The following is a 16,637-nucleotide window of genomic DNA, read 5'->3' on the forward strand; positions in this document are numbered from 1 at the left end:
AGTTTCCTTAGGTTACCACTTTTCTTAATTCTCATGAAAGGCTCCAATAAATAAACTATTCGAACCATTCCTACCCGTTAGTCTTCAGTATACGTCCATCAATTCGGAAAGGCGCGTTCTCAACAATCTTAACGGCATCCTCAAAGCTGGGATGAAGGGTATGTAATAAGTAATTTCGGGACCGATCAACGATTGCTGAAGGTACGGATACACTCAGCCTGTCAGGCGCGTCAAGCCAGTTCTGTAGGTAAGATTGTAAGATCTCAATCTGCTGCTCATCCTGCCAATTAGCTGGTAGATCAGCTAATGACACAAAATGATGCGTTTCGGGTATGTCTAGCACCAGCAAATGGAAGTTGGGCAAATAGAGCGGATTGAGATGGGCGACTATTTCCAGTAAAGCTAATTCGGGGGTGGCCGACGTATAAAGAATCGGGTAGCCTTTAGGGTTCCAGCGTCCACCCGCCCGACGCGCGCCTTCTGCCGACAAGGGCTGAGCAATGTAATTGCTCTTATAAAGTCGATATACCAACATCAATCAACAAACGAATCGGCTACGAATAGACCCCATACTCAATACGAGTCAACACATCATCTACCAAACTAAACCCACTGATGGTGTTCAGCCACTGAAGGGGCGCTTGGCCCTTCAACTCTCGTAAAGGATAGCGTAGCCAATCCGCCAAGGCCTCCGCTCGACCGTCAAAAACCAGTAGGCCATGAGCCGTTAGGTTTTCCAGCAACAACAACCGCTCCGAGGTTTGTTGGTCAAGTTGCCCTTCACTACGAAACCGGTGTAGTGTTCGTTCGGCGACTTGCAGAACGATAGCCATCTCTTTAAATGATATTCCCAGCAGTTCAGCTAGCTGATCCACTTGCTGAGTTGGCACGCCCTTTTGAGCCTGTTCGATGATAGCGAAGCTAGTGGCTCGTTGGGGTTGGTAAGCGGTCTTTGCTGTCCCGGCTGGTTGAGTAACGCGTCGCCTTGTTGAAGCAGGTGAGGAACCCTGAGCCGGCGGCTGAGAGAGAGTAGCCATAAGAATAATTATTTACCAACAAAGGTAGCTGCTTTTTTACAGTAAGTCAACTGCAAAAAAGCAGTACTACTGGATGAATAATCGTTGGAGAGAGGGATTCTCATTGAAACGAAAAACGGCTGTGTATATCTGCTTCAGAAAACGGGCGATTTTTGAGATGAAATTTGTACCCTCTTTCTACTGACAATGGACTACCCTTCATAAACAGATGAACTCACTTGGAGTGTGTCTACATCAGAACTTACAGCTTGTCTTAAAATCACATCCCGCAAACGGCCTTCGTGTTCATCGCCCCATTGCCCTAATGCGGCAATTACGGGGATTACTGTCTTACCAAATTCAGTAAGGCTGTATTCTACTTTTGGCGGTACAACGGGATAAATTTTTCTCGTAACCAGTTCGTGTTCTTCCAACTCTTTTAACTGAATAGTCAAAACCCTGCGGGATGCATCCGGGATTTTGCGCTGCAATTCGCTTGGGCGTTTATGCCCTAGGTGGATAAACCATAATAAGCGGATTTTCCATTTGCCGTAAAGAACTTCACCGATCAGATCAAGTCCACAATTCAAGTTCGGTATTGTTTTTCGCTCATACATATTGCAAAATAAAACCTATGTTCCGATTTGTACAATAGGGGATTAATTTGTCCCTATATGAATCGTAATGCCGTACTTGTCTAAACTTCTTTTAGGCTCCAATTTTGTCCTATGGTTAATGCTTAACAATGGGACAATAAAATGGAACAGTTTAATTTCAACAATGAGTTATCAGGCAAGATTGCCTTGGTAACAGGAGGTACAAAAGGAGCAGGAAGAGCCATTGCAGAAAGGCTTTTGCAAGCTGGTGCAACAGTTATTATTACCGCGAGAAACGCACCGGAAGAGCAAAACGAAGAGTTGCATTTTATTTCAGCTGACTTAAGTAAGGCAGAGGGATCACAAAAGGTCGTCAGCGAGGTGCTATCCGCTTATGGAAAGCTGGATATTCTGGTCAATAATCTTGGCGGTTCATCAACACCCGCTGGTGGATTTTCTGTATTGAGTGATGAAGATTGGGTATCAACGTTGCAAGCTAATTTGCTCGCTCCGGTTCGGCTGGACAGAGGATTTTTACCACAAATGATTGATCGAAAAAGTGGTGTGATCATTCACATCGCTTCCATACAGGGCATACTTCCTTTGTACGATTCCACTTTGCCTTACGCAGCGGCAAAAGCAGCACTGAGAAATTACAGTAAAAGCTTATCCAACGGGGTTGCCTCTTCGGGTGTTCGCGTCCTGGCTGTTTCGCCAGGCTGGATTAATACCACAGCATCAGTAGCCTGGCTGGGCGAACTTGCCAGAAACGCGAACAGTACGGTGGAAGAAGCGCAACAAAGTGTAATGGATGCATTGGGTGGAATACCGTTCGGAAGACCTGCCCAACCAGAAGAAGTGGCTGAATTTGTCGGCTTTTTGGTTTCGCCAAGAGCAAGCTATCTCACCGGGACAGAATATGTCATTGACGGCGGAACTGTACCCACTATATAATAACCTAAAAAAGAAAAAGAATGAACTTACCCAAAATAGTAGCTGATTTAGTCGAAACGCAAAACCGCTTTGATAGCGTTGCGTACGCCAATTGTTTTTCTGAAACAGCCATCGTTTTTGATGAAGGAAAAACGCACAATGGAAGAAAAGAAATAGAACATTGGATTGCCGATTCGAACGAGCGATACAAGGCGACAATGAAGCCTGTGGGCTTTGAAGAAAAAGAAACGGAAAGCCTTCTGAAGGCAGAAACCTCAGGAAATTTTGAGGGAAGCCCTATCGTATTAACCTATCATTTAGCGATAGCAGATGAATTGATACAGTCATTGAAAATTACAGGATAAGCGGGACTGGCTAATTTTGCAATTTCCAAAGGAACGGCTAAATGTAGTCGTTCCTTTTTTGCTCATAACAACAAGAAAAGTAGATCAGAGATGGCTTATTATACATTCGCAGAAAAAAGGCTTTACCCAAAAAAGACACTGACAACAAATATGGTTTCCAATCTACGATGACAATGAAGCGCTCCTGGCATTTTCCACAGATCCAGTGGTGGTATCAACAGTAAACAGCACCCATGTCCAGATCATACAACAAATCGTATCGGCCACTCTTTCAGGCAGGCTCGCCACCCAAGAAATCGGATGGTTTTCGGAGAAATCCAGCTAGTGATATCCTACTAAAACAGGCCATTACCGAAAAAAAGGGCACCATTCTGATTGTCGATATCAGCGGCTATTCCCAATTTGTCAAACAAGCTGATACTACCGCAGGGGCTACTGTACTATCAAACCTATTAGGCTCCATCATCCGAAATAATACACTGGATTTTCAAATTTCAGAAATAGAAGGCGATGCTATCCTATTTTACAAATATGGGGTAGCACAACCGGTAACGGCGGTCTTGTCACAGTTTGAGCAGATGCTAGCCGCATTTATTGAGCGAATTGAGCAACTAAAGATCAATTGTCCTCAAGCAGCACTGTTATCGATAAAAATAGTCACGCACTATGGGACAATTGCCGAATTTTCGGTTGACAGGTTTCGCAAGATCTACGGGTAGGCGGTCGTTGAGGCCCATCGCCTTTTAAAAAATCATATCCACACACATACCTATGCGCTAGTCACCCACCAATACCTCCAACAGGAGCTCCACAGCACTATTGGCCAATGGGAAGGCAAGAGCCAACTTTGTTAAGTTTATGATGTTGAGGAGCTTTGTTATACCTATTTTCCCTATACTATGGCAGTAACGAGCGTAACCATTGTGATTGCCACAACTAAAGTCCCAATTGGGGAACTCTACCGAGAATATTTTTTAAGCGGATTGGCTAACTTTTGTACAGACCTACAATGAATCTGTGGAAAGCACACCATTTCAGTAAAAGCCCCTATTTTAACCAAAAATACAGTCTCGATTGGTCATGACTCATCATGGCTAGCTTATTTCTTGTTGAACCATTGAATGTACTCCAATAGGTTGTTATCTGGATCGCTAAAATAAACCCATGTTTCCTCTCCCTCGATGAGCAGCGGGCCTTTAACAATGGGAATGCCTTTCGCTTGTAGATCAGCAACAGTACTAGCCATGTCCAACACCTCCAGACAGTAATGAGGACAGAAGGGTTTGCGGATGGGGGGAATAATGTACTCATTGACTAAATCTTGAATGAGTTCTAGGCGCGCCGTGCCCAGCGAGACAAACGCATATTCTTCCTGTTCTTGTTGATTGATGGCTCGATGATCGAGTTGAAACCCAAGCTTCTGGGTGTAGAAGCTTATGGCTTCATCCATACTCTTGACCTGAAACCCACAATGGTCTGCCTTCATGGTAAGGAGTTAGTAAAGAAAATGTAGTGGCTAAGGGAACAAAATTAGGTAACGATCTGGTCGAAAGCAGATGCTATATTGGCCAGTTATGAACTGGTATTACCTTACTGATTCTGTCAAATAGCCCGCGGTGACATGCCACTTGACAAGTACTCAAGAACAATTATCTCTTAAAAGGCTCCTGCCTGAGATGATAAAGTTGTTTACATGGGACTAGTTTTACCGTTTACTCAACGGAATGCCTTCACCATTAACCAACCAAATATATTTGTATACCTCTCCCCCATGCAGCCAAGTCTATGCGAGTGAGCATCAACCTACTTTTTAGCCTAACCTTTCTCACTTGGACAGGTTACGCCCAAAAGGCCTCCCTTCAGTGGCATCACCTAGACCCACTGACCGACAAAACCATCGGCATTAGCACCAATCAAGCTTATCAACTGTTACAGACCCTGCCTAAACCCAAGGCACGTGTCATTGTTGCGGTCATTGATGGGGGCGTCGATAGGCACCATGAAGACTTAAAATCCGTCAGTTGGACCAATCCTAAGGAGGTGGCCGGTAATGAGAAGGACGACGACCGCAATGGCTACGTAGATGACGTCCACGGCTGGAATTTCCTGGGCCTCAAAGACGGGACCACCCTGGCTTTTCTCCCCAAAGAAGAGACCCGGCTCTACGCCCGGCTTCAACCGCTATATGCTACCCAAGAGCGCAACCTAAATGAGCAAGCCTTGCTGACACCAGCCCAGCAACGAGAACTTCCACTTTGGAAACTGGTGAAACCGTATTTTGAAAGCCGACAAGCCAAATACAAGCAGGTGTACGAGTTCGATAGCCGCATCTTAGCCCAGGACAGCGTCGCTATTGCCCGCCTGAAACGAGTCTTCGGTAGGAGTCGGATTGATACGGCCTCGCTACGTCATCCGCCCACCAGCGATACGAGCCTGGTCAAACAAGCCCAGGCTTTTTACCAGAACATGATCTTGCGCGGCTACGCTAACCAGGATATTGACAGCTACCAGAGCGGCCACCAGCGGGTAAATAATCGCCTAAAAAATCGAATCAATTATGCCTACAATCCTCAGTATAACCCACCTTCTATTGATGCCAAACCCACCGATCTAACCGAATACGGTTACGGGAACGCCGATGCGATTGGCGGTTATACAGAAAGTGGTACCCGGCACGGCACTCACGTAGCCGGTATCATTGCGGCCGACCGGACCAACGCGCTGGGCGTGCAGGGCATTGCGGATCGGGTACAGATCATGAGCCTGGTCGCAAATCCCGACGGCGATGAACGCGACAAAGACGTGGCCAATGCCATTCGCTACGCGGTGGACAACGGGGCTCAGATCATCAATATGAGTTTTGGTAAGTACTTCTCTCCCGATCAGGCGGTAGTAGATGAAGCCATTCGCTACGCTGAGCGCAAAGGGGTGCTATTGGTTCATGTAGCCGGTAACGACCAGCTAGACCTGGATTCAGCCCGCATGTATCCGACCCCACTGTTTTTAAACGGCCAGCAGGCCCCCAATCTGATTACGGTGGGCGCCAGTGACCGAAGCAACGACAGCAGCTTAGTCGCCGAGTTTTCCAACTACGGTGGGCGAACGGTCGACGTATTTGCGCCGGGGGTAATGATTCAATCAACCACGCCCAAAAATGGCTATGAGCCAAACAGTGGCACCAGCATGGCAACGCCAATAGTAGCCGGCATTGCCGCTGTGCTGAAAACGTACTTTCCCAAACTCACCCCAGTCGAAATAAAGCGTATTATTTTGCAGTCGGCCGTGGTCTACCACACCCCTGTGCTCAAGCCAGGTACCCGACAAACGGTCGATTTTGCGAGTCTATCCCGAACGGGGGGTATTGTTAATTTACATGAAGCCATCAAGTTAGTGCTAGCCGAACAGCGTTCTACCCATTAACTAGTGTCTGATCAAGCTATTTTTGGTTGTCTGAATACGCTCTCTGTCGCCTTGTTTACTACACCACCTAAAGCTAGTCATAGACCTACGCTTGAAGATATTGATTGGTGAGCAAATCGATGACGTATTGGACGAACTAAGGTTGACAGATTGAAAAAACGTCTTATAAAACCCTCGTGCCTGAGACCTAGGATCGTTCATATATCTACTTCTTAATTGGGGTGTACTGAGATGATGAACATTACTCGGTTGACTAAGCAGTACCAATAGGCTCGCTAATTTGGTGACTCACTTAGTAGGGAAATATAATGATCAACTAAATAGAGCTACCTAAGAACTGATCGCTACCCGTTTACCTAGTAGAGTCGGGTTCTCGGCCTGATTTAGCAAGAAGTCCGCGACATCGGCGCGGGCAATACGGCCGACGTTCATTCCCCTTTGCAGGGTAGGCATTACCCGGTAGGTCCTCGTAAGCGCGCCGTCGGTAAGCATACCCGGCTGTACAGCCTCCCAACGAATGGAACTTTGATCCAACAGGGCTTCCATTCGGGTTTTGTTCGCGTATTGATCGCGCAGAAAAAAATGGATAATAAACTTCATAAATAGACCCAGGTAAGCTCGGCTTTCGCCGGTGCCAAACCCTGTGATGACCAGCAGGGAAGCCGTCGATTTTGTTTCGGCATACGCGTTAATGAGGGCTTGGGCCGTGTCGGTAAATAAAGTCGTACCTTTTTTGTTTTTGGTGCCGATGGTGACCAGCACAGCATCCGCATTGGCAATGACCTCTTTCAGGTCCGCTGCCGAGGTAGCACTGCCATTTACTTTGGTCAGGGCCGCATGGTCTGCTATGGCTGAGGTGTCCTGGGAAAGGGCCGTTACCCGGTGGCCCCGGGCTAAGGCTTGGTTGACCGCAAGCAGGCCGATGCCGGCGGAAGCACCAATGATGGTAATATGCATGATCGGTTGTAGTTATGAGGGAACGACAATGTTCTTCAGAATGACCGTCTCAGTGCTGGGTGCCATGACCAATAGACTGGTATCACCCCAGTGCCAAGGTTGACCGGTGATCGTTAGTACGCTAGCCCCAGCTTCTTGAGCAATAAGCAGACCGGCCAGCCAATTAAACGTATCCAGGCCGGGTTGATAAAACAGGTCAATACGCCCGGCACCAACCGAAGCTAGTTGCAGTCCGTGTGGACCATAGTTGCGCACAATGCCAACGTGATCCAGTAGCCGGGTAACCGCCCTACCCACCTGTTCATTAAGATAAGGGGTTGGATTGGCCTCGTGCTGATGGCCGTATTCAACGACCGCCAGCATCACGCTGGGGTCGGTTTTGGTACTGGGACGGATGGCTTTCCCGTTCAGAAAGGCTCCTTTGCCGGCTTGGGCCCAAAACAAGTCTTCGTCTAATGGGGAATACACCACCGACAAATAAGGTTTCCCGGCGCGGATGAGGACCAGATTGATCGTCCAGCCGGGTAAGTGTTGCAGGTACTGGATCGCCCCGTCCATGGCATCGCACAGCCAGTACTCAGGAAGGTCAAGCGGTTGTTTTTGCCCAGTGCTGTCGAACTCATCGCCGATGAACCAAGGCGTGTTGGGGAAAGCGGGCGTAATCGCTTCTTTCAACGCGGGTAAACACCGCTCATCGATCCGAGTCAGTTGCTGCTGGAGCGTGGCCAAGTCCTGGGGAACTGGCGTTTGGCGGTATTCCTTCAGAAACGTATCGCCAATCTGGCGAACGGCCTCCAGGACGAGTTGGGTGGTTGGTTCGAGTTGCATAACGGATTAATTTCGTCTGCAAAACAACCTTAAAACGACCGCTCTAATATAGGCCCTTTGGCCGGAATGATGGTCTTAATCGCGGACTTGTTGCCGAAAGCTCAGCGGAGTCTGACCCGTCAGCTTGCGGAAGAGCTTGTTGAAATAAACGGGTTCTTCGTAGCCCAGCTGATAGCCGATCTCTTTGACACTCAGTTGGGTATAATATAAGAGTCGTTTCGCTTCAAGAATCGATCGATCCTGAATCAGCGTTGAGGGCGAGAAACCGGTGATGACCTTCACCACGTCATTGAGGTGGGAGACTGTGATGGCCAGTGCATCGGCGTATTGAGCCGGTTGTTTCCAGGCTATAAAGTGCTGTTCTACCAGTTGATAAAATGCCTGTTCGATCACCACCGCCCGCCGTTCTGGTGATTTGGGATGAACCGCGGTGGCTGTAAGCAGGCCTGCCAGCATACTAAGCAAGGCCATCAGTAGGGTTTGCAGAGTGCGGCCCGTATACGCATGGGATGGACCCTGTTGCACTTTCTCGAGTACTTGAAGCAGACTGCTGCTTTGGTCCAGTAGGGAAAGTGGAGGCTGGATGACGAGCGAACTCCGAAACAGCTTGGTCAGTACCTGCTGAAACTCACCATCCATTAACGAGGGTTCAAAGCCAATAGCCCATCCCTGCAAGTCTGTAGCCATCACTACCTGATGCACCTGCCCCGGCGCGATCAACAACACCGCAGGAGCTATAACAGTTACTAGATTGAAGTCGATGGTAAGGGTCAGTTTGCCCTGCGTGGCCAACATGAATTGGTAATGCCTCTCGCGGTGGGGCTTTGATACATCATGCTCTCCCTGCCCAATCTGGTCTCGCATATTTTTGAGCAGTAAACCCGCTCTGGCTAAAGGCGAGAGGTCAAATTGGCGGATAGTGTCCTTTTGTTGTTTCAAGGGCGTAACCAGTTATTTTAAAAAAGCCTTAGCGAACCGATTAAGGGCTCACATGGTCAAATCGCAGAGCAGGCCACGATAAAAACGCTTCACGAAGTAAGAACTAATCCAGCCTTAAAAAAAGCCTGCTTTGATCAAATCAAGAAAGTCTCATTTAACGCTCACTCGTGAGACTCGAAGGCGCGTTCATGCTTCTCTTCACCAAACGGATTGTACATGAGTATGTCGCTTACGAACTGGTACTTTTGCGAACACAACCTCACGTGGTCAACACCAATGCAGAATCAGACGCTGTTCTTTGAGAAACAATACCTCCGGCAGTGGCCGGTCATTGGCCTATTGGTGGTTATCAACCTGTTTTTCTTCATTCTCTTTCTCCTACAAAGTATATTGGGCCATCCCTTAGGCACTAAGGTCGCTCCCAATGTGGTTTTGATCCTACTGCTGATCGGGAGCTGGCTACTGACCTATTTTACCTTAACTGCCAACCTAACGACTACTATTAATTCACTTGGTATCTCCTATCAATTCGCGCCCTTTCAACGCCGAGCCAAATTAATTGGCTGGCATCAGATCAAATCGTGTTATATCAGAACTTACAGTCCCCTAAAAGAGTATGGCGGCTGGGGCTATGGAAACTACCCTAAAAACAAGGCTTATACGGTCTCAGGAGTAGTAGGCATTCAACTAGTACTTCATACCGGGGAATTCGTTTTGATTGGCACCACCAAAGGCGCACAGGCTCAAGCCGCCCTCGAGTCAATTTATGATGTTGCCCACTAGGTAACGATACAGCCTATATTCCTAGCTCTAGTTCATATTTCGACTCTGAGCGAGCATATACGCAATGAGAACCACCAAGTTAAGAGGAATAAAGCAGGCGATGATCAAGATCAACTGGCGCTCGCTAAGCCCCTCAATACAGTAGCTTAGGGCCATAAAACAACTGCCCAATACGGCTAGGTAACAGGCGGTATATCGAGTGGCCTTTTCTTTGTCAATCACGCGTACGCCTTCCACGTTACTCAGTAAGTTAACGAGCCTAAACCGCCAAATGACAAGTCCAAGGAGTACAATCAGAATCCCTATTATGATCAGTAACCAGTTCATCAGTAATTGCTCTAGAAAGGGAAATACTACAACAAATATAGTGGGAATCGACCCTCGCTATGTAGGTGATTGGAATTTCGTACTAACATAAATGTTGGTTTGTATTAAGACAGAATGATATAGTTGTTACGGTCGTTCCCACTTAGTGACTTCCGTTTTATCTCTTCCTTTGTCTCACTAAATGCTCCTGCCTGAGACGAGAGGCTGATAAATGCGTCTACAACAGGGCGTGGCTGTTAGCTCGCGGAATTTTTTGATGACGCCCTCAGAAATACGAACCAGACTAGTAAGATAGATTCGATTCTGACTTCTTCTATCAGGCACCTTGAAGGCTAGAAACATATCGTTTGAAAACTGTCGTAGTAACCTCCCCCAAGTCGATGGCCAAACTCACTAAACTACTGCTGACCCTCAGTATGGTCCTTGTTTGGGGGTGGACTATCTTTATGGGAACATTTGCTACTCATGCTCATGGTCGGCTAGCCGGCTGGCTCATTGGCCTTGTTCTCAATGTGCTATTGGGCCTAGTTTATAGCTACCAGACAACGCATCCTAAAACTATTAAGGAATGGTTTAAAAGGTAATCATTTGAGGGTGTGCACCGGCCAGCGTTTTCAGAAACAGTATTCAGCCTGAAGTTTTGTTCTTTGACTGAATACGCATGTAAGCCCGTCTCTTAAAACCCTCATCCATGAGACGAAGAAACGTTCATGGATAGGCTCCAGTATTAAACGAAGACGTATTCATGTATATGCTCATTAATTCGGGCATCTAATGAGATGAGCAACTCCAGTTGGCTGTAATTAACGATCAGTATGGACATAGTTGATCGACAAGTTATAGGTTGGGCCTTGAGTCAATCGATGAAAGTCACTCAGACCAGTGCCGCGACTCGGGAAATGGCCATTACACACAGACCTATTACTATACGTTAATCGTTCATTCAGTATGCTTGCAATGTCTTTACCAATAAACTGGCTACCAGTCCGAAGGTGGTACAAAGTATGAGCAGTCAAGATCCTTAAGCGATAAGCCAAGGTCCTGGAGCGATACCTATAAGGGTATTACAGATACATCGTTGAACGGCTCAGCCTCTTGTGAGCCCCTTTCTTTTCTGGACTAGGGTTCAAAAAAGCCGCTTTCGTAGAGAAGTGAATTGTATAAGTATACGGATTGCGAACCTCAGTAGATCTTAGTTTGCTATGTACTTTTAAGGACGACTTGCCTTTCTATGTATAAACTGTACTTGCTGATTCTGTTTCCGTTCCTTCTTTTTGGGCAACCAAAAGGAGTCGTTCGGGCTGATAAACCCAATCGCCCGGTGACCGGGTCGTATCCTACAGGTGCCGAGACGGTTCTGAACGATACCACCCAATTTATTTCGATTGGCAGCCACATGGGCATTTTTGAGGACAAAACCGGCCGTTTGACCTTTGATCAGGTCCGACAACGGCCGGAGTTTGTACCCAGCCAGTCGGAGAGCTTCCAATATGGTTTTTCGGCGAGTACGTACTGGTTTCGGTTTACGCTTACGAACCAAAGTCTGGAGAACACAAAGCACTGGCTGCTTGGCCTGGCGGATGCCGCCACGCTGGACTATGTCGATCTGTATCTGGTGTATCCACAAGGTGAGGTAAAGCATTTAACGGGAGGCCTGAAGCGCGCTTACGTTGATCGGGGTTTTTTCGCAACGACCCCATTTTTTAGAGTCAGCTTACCCACTAACGAGTCCGTCACGGTTTATTTTCGGATCGAAAGCAGTTTGACCATATTTGGCAAAGTGACCGTTTGGGATGAGTACTATAACCTCAGCAAAGGCCGGTTAATCATCTTTGCCATCTGGATGTTTCTGGGCCTGTTCATTCTGCGCTCCCTGAACAGCTTCGTGCTGGCGCGGTTCGTTCCCGACAAGCAGTTCCGGTTCTACACTGCATGTACTTTTCTGCTTTACATAACGACGCTATCGCGGACGGGCATCTACCAGATTTTATTTGCCGGGTTTCCGCATCTGCTGGACTGGATGCACGTGGGCATGGGGCGGCTGATGCCCCTGGGCCTGGCCAGCTGGATGTATACGCTTCTGGATAAACGGACTGCATTTCGACCGCTGCGCTGGATGCTGCTGTTTATCATAGTAGCCAGTGCAGTAGGCATACTGTTGCCTTTCGTGATTCAGAACGCCCTAATCGCGGAGTTTTATGCTATGCTGGTTTTGCTTACCTATATATTATTTTTCGTTAGTGTCGTACTGATCTGGGCAGTAGGCCAGCGTCCTTCTTTATACTTCGTACTTCCCATTGCGCTCTGCACAATTCCCTTTTCACTCTACCAGCTGCAATCACTAAAGCTGATTCCGTACAATCCGGCTATTTCCCCATTAGCCTTAGCGGCTCTGGCGATCGAGATGGTGTCTATGTCGCTGGTACTGGGCCGGATTGTGCGGTCGTACATCCGCGAGCGCATTACTACGGCAAATGCGCTGATGCAGGAAAAAGTAGAAGTGGATAAACTCCAGGCATTGGATGCGCTCAAAACGCAGTTCTTTACCAACATTTCCCATGAGTTTCGTACGCCGTTGACGTTGATCCTGGGACCCCTGGCCGAGCTGAAACAACGTTTCCCGACCGAGGCATCACTCACGCTTATCGAACGCAATGGCAACCGGCTGTTAAGTTTGATCAACCAACTGCTCGATCTAAGTAAGCTGGAAGCAGGACAACTCAAGCCGGAGAACGAATCAGGGGATCTGGTCGCTTTCTTTCGTACACTGGCCAGCTCGTTTACATCCCTGGCCGAAAGCCAACAAATCCAATTCACCTTTACGCAGAATGAAACCGAGTGGTGGACAAGCTTTGACCGCGACAAAGTGGAGAAAATAATAACGAACCTATTGGCCAATGCCTTTAAATTTACGCCTGCCGGTAAAGCTGTTAGTCTGACGGTTCATTATCCGTCAACCAGCGCACCGGGGACGTTGCAATGTATCGTCAAGGATACGGGCATTGGTATTGCACCGGCGAATCTGACGCATATTTTTGAGCGATTCTATCAGGTGAACGGCCAGGATAACCGTCCCTATGAAGGCACCGGTGTGGGGCTCGCTTTAGTGCACGAACTAATCCATGTAGTAGGTGGCCGTATCGCTGTGACCAGTACCGAAGGCATCGGTACTACGTTTACCGTCACGCTACCCCTGGCCGAAAGGGGCTCGGCTGCTGGTATTTCCGAGCCAGCTGGTACCTCAGCACTGGCGGGGGGATACACGGCGATCAATGGTGCGGACTATACGGCTACCCCCTCACTCTTCGTCAATCACTCGTCAATCGCCGAGAATATACTCCTGATCATCGACGATAATGCGGACATTCGGGCATACGTCCGAACTATTTTCGAGGCCGACTACCAGATTATCGAAGCCGTTGATGGGCTGGATGGGTTGGAAAAAGCGACTCAATTGCTGCCCAATGTCGTTATCTGCGATTTGATGATGCCCCGGCTTGATGGCTTCGGCTTTTGTAAGACACTGAAGAGCCAGGAAGCTACCAGTCATATTCCGGTGGTCATGCTAACAGCCAAAGCCAATGCTGAAGACCGTATCGAAGGCTTTGAACTAGGAGCCGACGATTACCTGACCAAGCCGTTTAACCGGACCGAAATCCGGGTTAGAGTACGTAACCTGGTCCAGCAGCGGCAACGGCTGTACGAACGCTTTATAACCAGTCCGGCCAACAACCGGCCAGCGAAGTTATTACCTACTACCCAATCCGCTGAGCCAATCCAGCGGACGCTGTTGAAAGCTGAGCAGCAGTTTCTTGACCGGCTGATGGCTGTGGTGATGCAACACCTTGACCAGCCTGACTTTTCGGTTGAAACGCTGGCCGAAGGAGTTAACATGAGCCGGGCCCAGCTCCACCGAAAACTCAAAGCCTTGACCAATACGACGGCTACTGAACTCATCCGAAACACCCGGCTAGCGAAAGCCACTGAATTATTGCAGCAGGGCGACCTAAGTATAACCCAGGTCGCTTACGCGGTGGGCATCGACAACCTGTCTTACTTCGCCAAAGTATTCCAGGAACAATATGGGGTATCTCCCTCTCAATACGGAAAAGCTGAAAAAATGATGGCACGAACCCGGCCTTCTCCGCCGGTAACCTAATTGCGATACTCGTTTTACACAACGATCCATTATTCTTCTACTACTTAACTTTACGTAATACCTCGTCTACAAGCGTCCATTATTGCCTGGACCGCATTCGGGTGGAGAACCGATTACGCTGGAATTATTACCCGATGGCGGACCACGCACGCCCCACCACAATGGTTGTAGCGAAAACACGAGGACTCTAGCCCTGCTCATCAGGCTCGTTTCTTTTTGATTCAGTTTATAGACCAGCGCTTTCTTAGGGCACCGTTCCCGCTCATCTTGACAAGACATCGGTTAGTCTGCACTCAATCATTCAGTTGCACTGGTTGGTAGTTCCCCTCCTGAAATATATCAATAAGGATGTTGTACTTAGTAATTAGTATTTACTTTTTTGATATTCATGATAAACAAATTATTATCAATATTGACAGAAAAGACGTGCTAGTATAAGCTTCAGCTCTGTAAAGCACATGGCTCAATGTAAAAAATTCGGTTTCTCAGGTAAAATGTGACAACAGTGTTAAATCATGCAACGAGAGTGTTAGCCGCCCATAGCATTAAAGCCGTACTTGGCAGCTCCAATTCTAATACGGTTTAACTATCTATCTTATGCATTTAAAACTTTACCTATTCCTGTTGCTTAATATTTTTTTTGTTGCCGACGGGCTTGCCGTTGATAAAATATGGACTGGGGTAGTCAATACAGACTGGAACGTGGCTGGTAACTGGAGTCCTGCAGGGGTTCCAACTTCTAATGATTTTGTCTATATAGATGACGTAACAAATGATCCCGTCATTTTTAGTGGCACAACTGCTTTGGTAAAATCAATGAATCAAAGTCAAGGCTCCTCTTTGGTTGTCAACAGCGGAGCAACTCTGACTGTCAATCTAACAGCAACAGGTTTTAGCTATCAAATAAACCAGGCTACGTTTACTAATAATGGAATTACTCGTATTGAATCAAGTATTAGTGGAACGGCATTTGTTTTGATTGCGGCAACAATAAACAATAATGGCACTCTTGTTTTAAATACTACATTAGCCGGGTTTTCGGGAAATAGTGAATCCGCTTCAACCATAACCAACGCTCCTGGAGCGACGATGTCCTTCCTGAATGGACTTGGTTTCAGATTTATTCAAGGGCGGCCTGTCAATGTCAGTAACCAGGGCACAATAAATTACACAGGTACTTATTCTGCCATCGAATTGAGTGCCCCAGGGAGTAGCTTTACGAACAGAGAAACTGGGATAGTTAATATTTCTAGCGGACCAGGAATTAGTGTGAGTCCCGGAGCGACATTCAGCAACCTGTCTTGTGGCAAAATCACAGTCAGTGGTATAACAAATTCAGGCACGGTTAATAACAGTAGTTTCCTGAATATAGTCGATAATTTAACAAACTCGGGGACATTTACCAATGCCAGTACTGGTGTTCTAAAATATGCATTTTTATCGGGCACGATTACCCCAAACAGCGGTTCTGTCATCGTCAACGAAAACCCGACCAATACTACTATCTTCACCTACACCGGCACATTTGCCGGCACCATCAACGGCATTTTTACCAACGCGGCCGCGACCACATCGGCGGGTACGTTTACGGCACCTAACACATTTTCTCCCTCAGGATTAGCTAATGGTTCTCAAACGCTCTACGCTAAAATCACCCCATCGGGCGGAGCCTGTTCGTACGTAGTTCCCTTTGCGTATAACATGGTGTCTCCCCCTGGTTTCACGACGCATCCATTACCAAAAACGGTTTGCTCGGGCAGTAGTACTACCTTCACGATAGTCGCTTCCGATGCTGATTCGTATCAATGGCAGGTAAACACCGGCAATGGTAGCTTTACCAATGTAAGTAATACAGCCATTTATTCGGGCGCCACCAGCACGACGTTAACCATCAGCAACGTAGCTGAGCTTAACGGCTATCAATACCGCTGCGTAGCTACTGGCGCTGGTGGTTCGGTTAATTCGACGGACGCTACGCTGACGGTGAGTACGGTCACGGTCGCCAACCCGGCAACCACAACAGGTTCGCAGGGAACAGGTTTCAGTCAGAGTTTCACGGCCAGTGGCGGAACGGCGCCCCGCAGTTTCAGCATAGCCAGCGGCACACTCCCCAATAGCTTGAGTTTGAATACCACCACGGGCGTCTTGTCGGGCACACCCACCCAGAGCGGGAGCTTCCCCATCACAGTGCGGGCCACCGATGCCAACGGCTGTTCGGGCACCAGTGCGACCTATGCGCTGGTGGTGAGTGCAACCAACCCCACCATTGCCGGGCTGGCCGCTACGCCCAATCCCGCCTGCATAGGCAGTGCCA

Annotated in this window: 14 protein-coding genes; 7 read left to right on the top strand and 7 right to left on the bottom strand. The window is 47.9% G+C overall.

The window, feature by feature from the left end; genetic code table 11:
- Nucleotides 1–70 precede the first annotated feature (70 nt).
- The 3 genes from ACYVAM_RS21455 to ACYVAM_RS21465 all read right to left on the bottom strand — a co-directional run bounded on the left by ACYVAM_RS21455 (nucleotide 71) and on the right by ACYVAM_RS21465 (nucleotide 1,633).
- Nucleotides 71–535, bottom strand: a complete 465-nt coding sequence (locus tag ACYVAM_RS21455) for an RES family NAD+ phosphorylase (protein ID WP_461070809.1) — start codon at nucleotides 533–535, stop codon at nucleotides 71–73.
- Nucleotides 536–554: 19 nt separating this feature from the next.
- Nucleotides 555–1,037, bottom strand: coding sequence for a type II RES/Xre toxin-antitoxin system antitoxin (gene parS, locus ACYVAM_RS21460; protein WP_461070811.1), 483 nt, complete (start codon nucleotides 1,035–1,037; stop codon nucleotides 555–557).
- A 191-nt stretch (nucleotides 1,038–1,228) separates the two neighbouring features.
- Nucleotides 1,229–1,633: a winged helix-turn-helix transcriptional regulator gene (locus ACYVAM_RS21465; RefSeq protein WP_461070813.1), complete on the bottom strand. Its 405-nt coding sequence runs from the start codon at nucleotides 1,631–1,633 to the stop codon at nucleotides 1,229–1,231.
- 141 nt (nucleotides 1,634–1,774) lie between these two features.
- Between ACYVAM_RS21465 and ACYVAM_RS21470 the strand changes: the two genes are divergently transcribed.
- The 3 genes from ACYVAM_RS21470 to ACYVAM_RS21480 all read left to right on the top strand — a co-directional run bounded on the left by ACYVAM_RS21470 (nucleotide 1,775) and on the right by ACYVAM_RS21480 (nucleotide 3,629).
- Nucleotides 1,775–2,566: an SDR family oxidoreductase gene (locus ACYVAM_RS21470; RefSeq protein ID WP_461070815.1), complete on the top strand. Its 792-nt coding sequence runs from the start codon at nucleotides 1,775–1,777 to the stop codon at nucleotides 2,564–2,566.
- Between the two features lie 20 nt (nucleotides 2,567–2,586).
- The gene (locus ACYVAM_RS21475; RefSeq protein ID WP_461070817.1) at nucleotides 2,587–2,910 is read left to right on the top strand and encodes a nuclear transport factor 2 family protein; all 324 of its coding nucleotides are present in this window, start codon (nucleotides 2,587–2,589) and stop codon (nucleotides 2,908–2,910) included.
- Nucleotides 2,911–3,143: 233 nt separating this feature from the next.
- Nucleotides 3,144–3,629, top strand: coding sequence for a DUF2652 domain-containing protein (locus ACYVAM_RS21480; protein ID WP_461070819.1), 486 nt, complete (start codon nucleotides 3,144–3,146; stop codon nucleotides 3,627–3,629).
- Between the two features lie 380 nt (nucleotides 3,630–4,009).
- Here ACYVAM_RS21480 and ACYVAM_RS21485 read toward each other — a convergent pair whose 3' ends face one another.
- Nucleotides 4,010–4,396 carry a VOC family protein gene (locus ACYVAM_RS21485; protein WP_461070821.1) on the bottom strand — a complete coding sequence of 129 codons (387 nt, stop codon included), beginning with the start codon at nucleotides 4,394–4,396 and terminating at the stop codon, nucleotides 4,010–4,012.
- Nucleotides 4,397–4,701: 305 nt separating this feature from the next.
- On the opposite strand from ACYVAM_RS21485, the gene ACYVAM_RS21490 reads away from it, so the two are divergent.
- The gene (locus tag ACYVAM_RS21490; protein ID WP_461070823.1) at nucleotides 4,702–6,330 is read left to right on the top strand and encodes a S8 family peptidase; all 1,629 of its coding nucleotides are present in this window, start codon (nucleotides 4,702–4,704) and stop codon (nucleotides 6,328–6,330) included.
- A 330-nt stretch (nucleotides 6,331–6,660) separates the two neighbouring features.
- Here the strand turns inward: ACYVAM_RS21490 and ACYVAM_RS21495 are convergent, their stop codons facing one another.
- From ACYVAM_RS21495 to ACYVAM_RS21505, 3 genes are all read right to left on the bottom strand, one after another.
- Nucleotides 6,661–7,287, bottom strand: a complete 627-nt coding sequence (locus ACYVAM_RS21495) for an NAD(P)-dependent oxidoreductase (protein ID WP_461070825.1) — start codon at nucleotides 7,285–7,287, stop codon at nucleotides 6,661–6,663.
- A 12-nt stretch (nucleotides 7,288–7,299) separates the two neighbouring features.
- Nucleotides 7,300–8,115, bottom strand: coding sequence for an inositol monophosphatase family protein (locus tag ACYVAM_RS21500; RefSeq protein ID WP_461070827.1), 816 nt, complete (start codon nucleotides 8,113–8,115; stop codon nucleotides 7,300–7,302).
- Between the two features lie 75 nt (nucleotides 8,116–8,190).
- The gene (locus tag ACYVAM_RS21505) at nucleotides 8,191–9,054 is read right to left on the bottom strand and encodes an AraC family transcriptional regulator (RefSeq protein ID WP_461070829.1); all 864 of its coding nucleotides are present in this window, start codon (nucleotides 9,052–9,054) and stop codon (nucleotides 8,191–8,193) included.
- Nucleotides 9,055–9,270: 216 nt separating this feature from the next.
- Here ACYVAM_RS21505 and ACYVAM_RS21510 point away from each other — a divergent pair, with 216 nt between their 5' ends.
- From ACYVAM_RS21510 to ACYVAM_RS21520, 3 genes are all read left to right on the top strand, one after another.
- Nucleotides 9,271–9,837, top strand: a complete 567-nt coding sequence (locus ACYVAM_RS21510) for a hypothetical protein (RefSeq protein WP_461070831.1) — start codon at nucleotides 9,271–9,273, stop codon at nucleotides 9,835–9,837.
- Between the two features lie 1,558 nt (nucleotides 9,838–11,395).
- The gene (locus ACYVAM_RS21515) at nucleotides 11,396–14,323 is read left to right on the top strand and encodes a 7TM-DISM domain-containing protein (RefSeq protein WP_461070833.1); all 2,928 of its coding nucleotides are present in this window, start codon (nucleotides 11,396–11,398) and stop codon (nucleotides 14,321–14,323) included.
- Between the two features lie 1,269 nt (nucleotides 14,324–15,592).
- The coding region (locus ACYVAM_RS21520; protein ID WP_461070835.1) for a putative Ig domain-containing protein at nucleotides 15,593–16,637 on the top strand (1,045 nt) is incomplete at its 3' end.

The organism is Spirosoma horti, assembly GCF_054776595.1.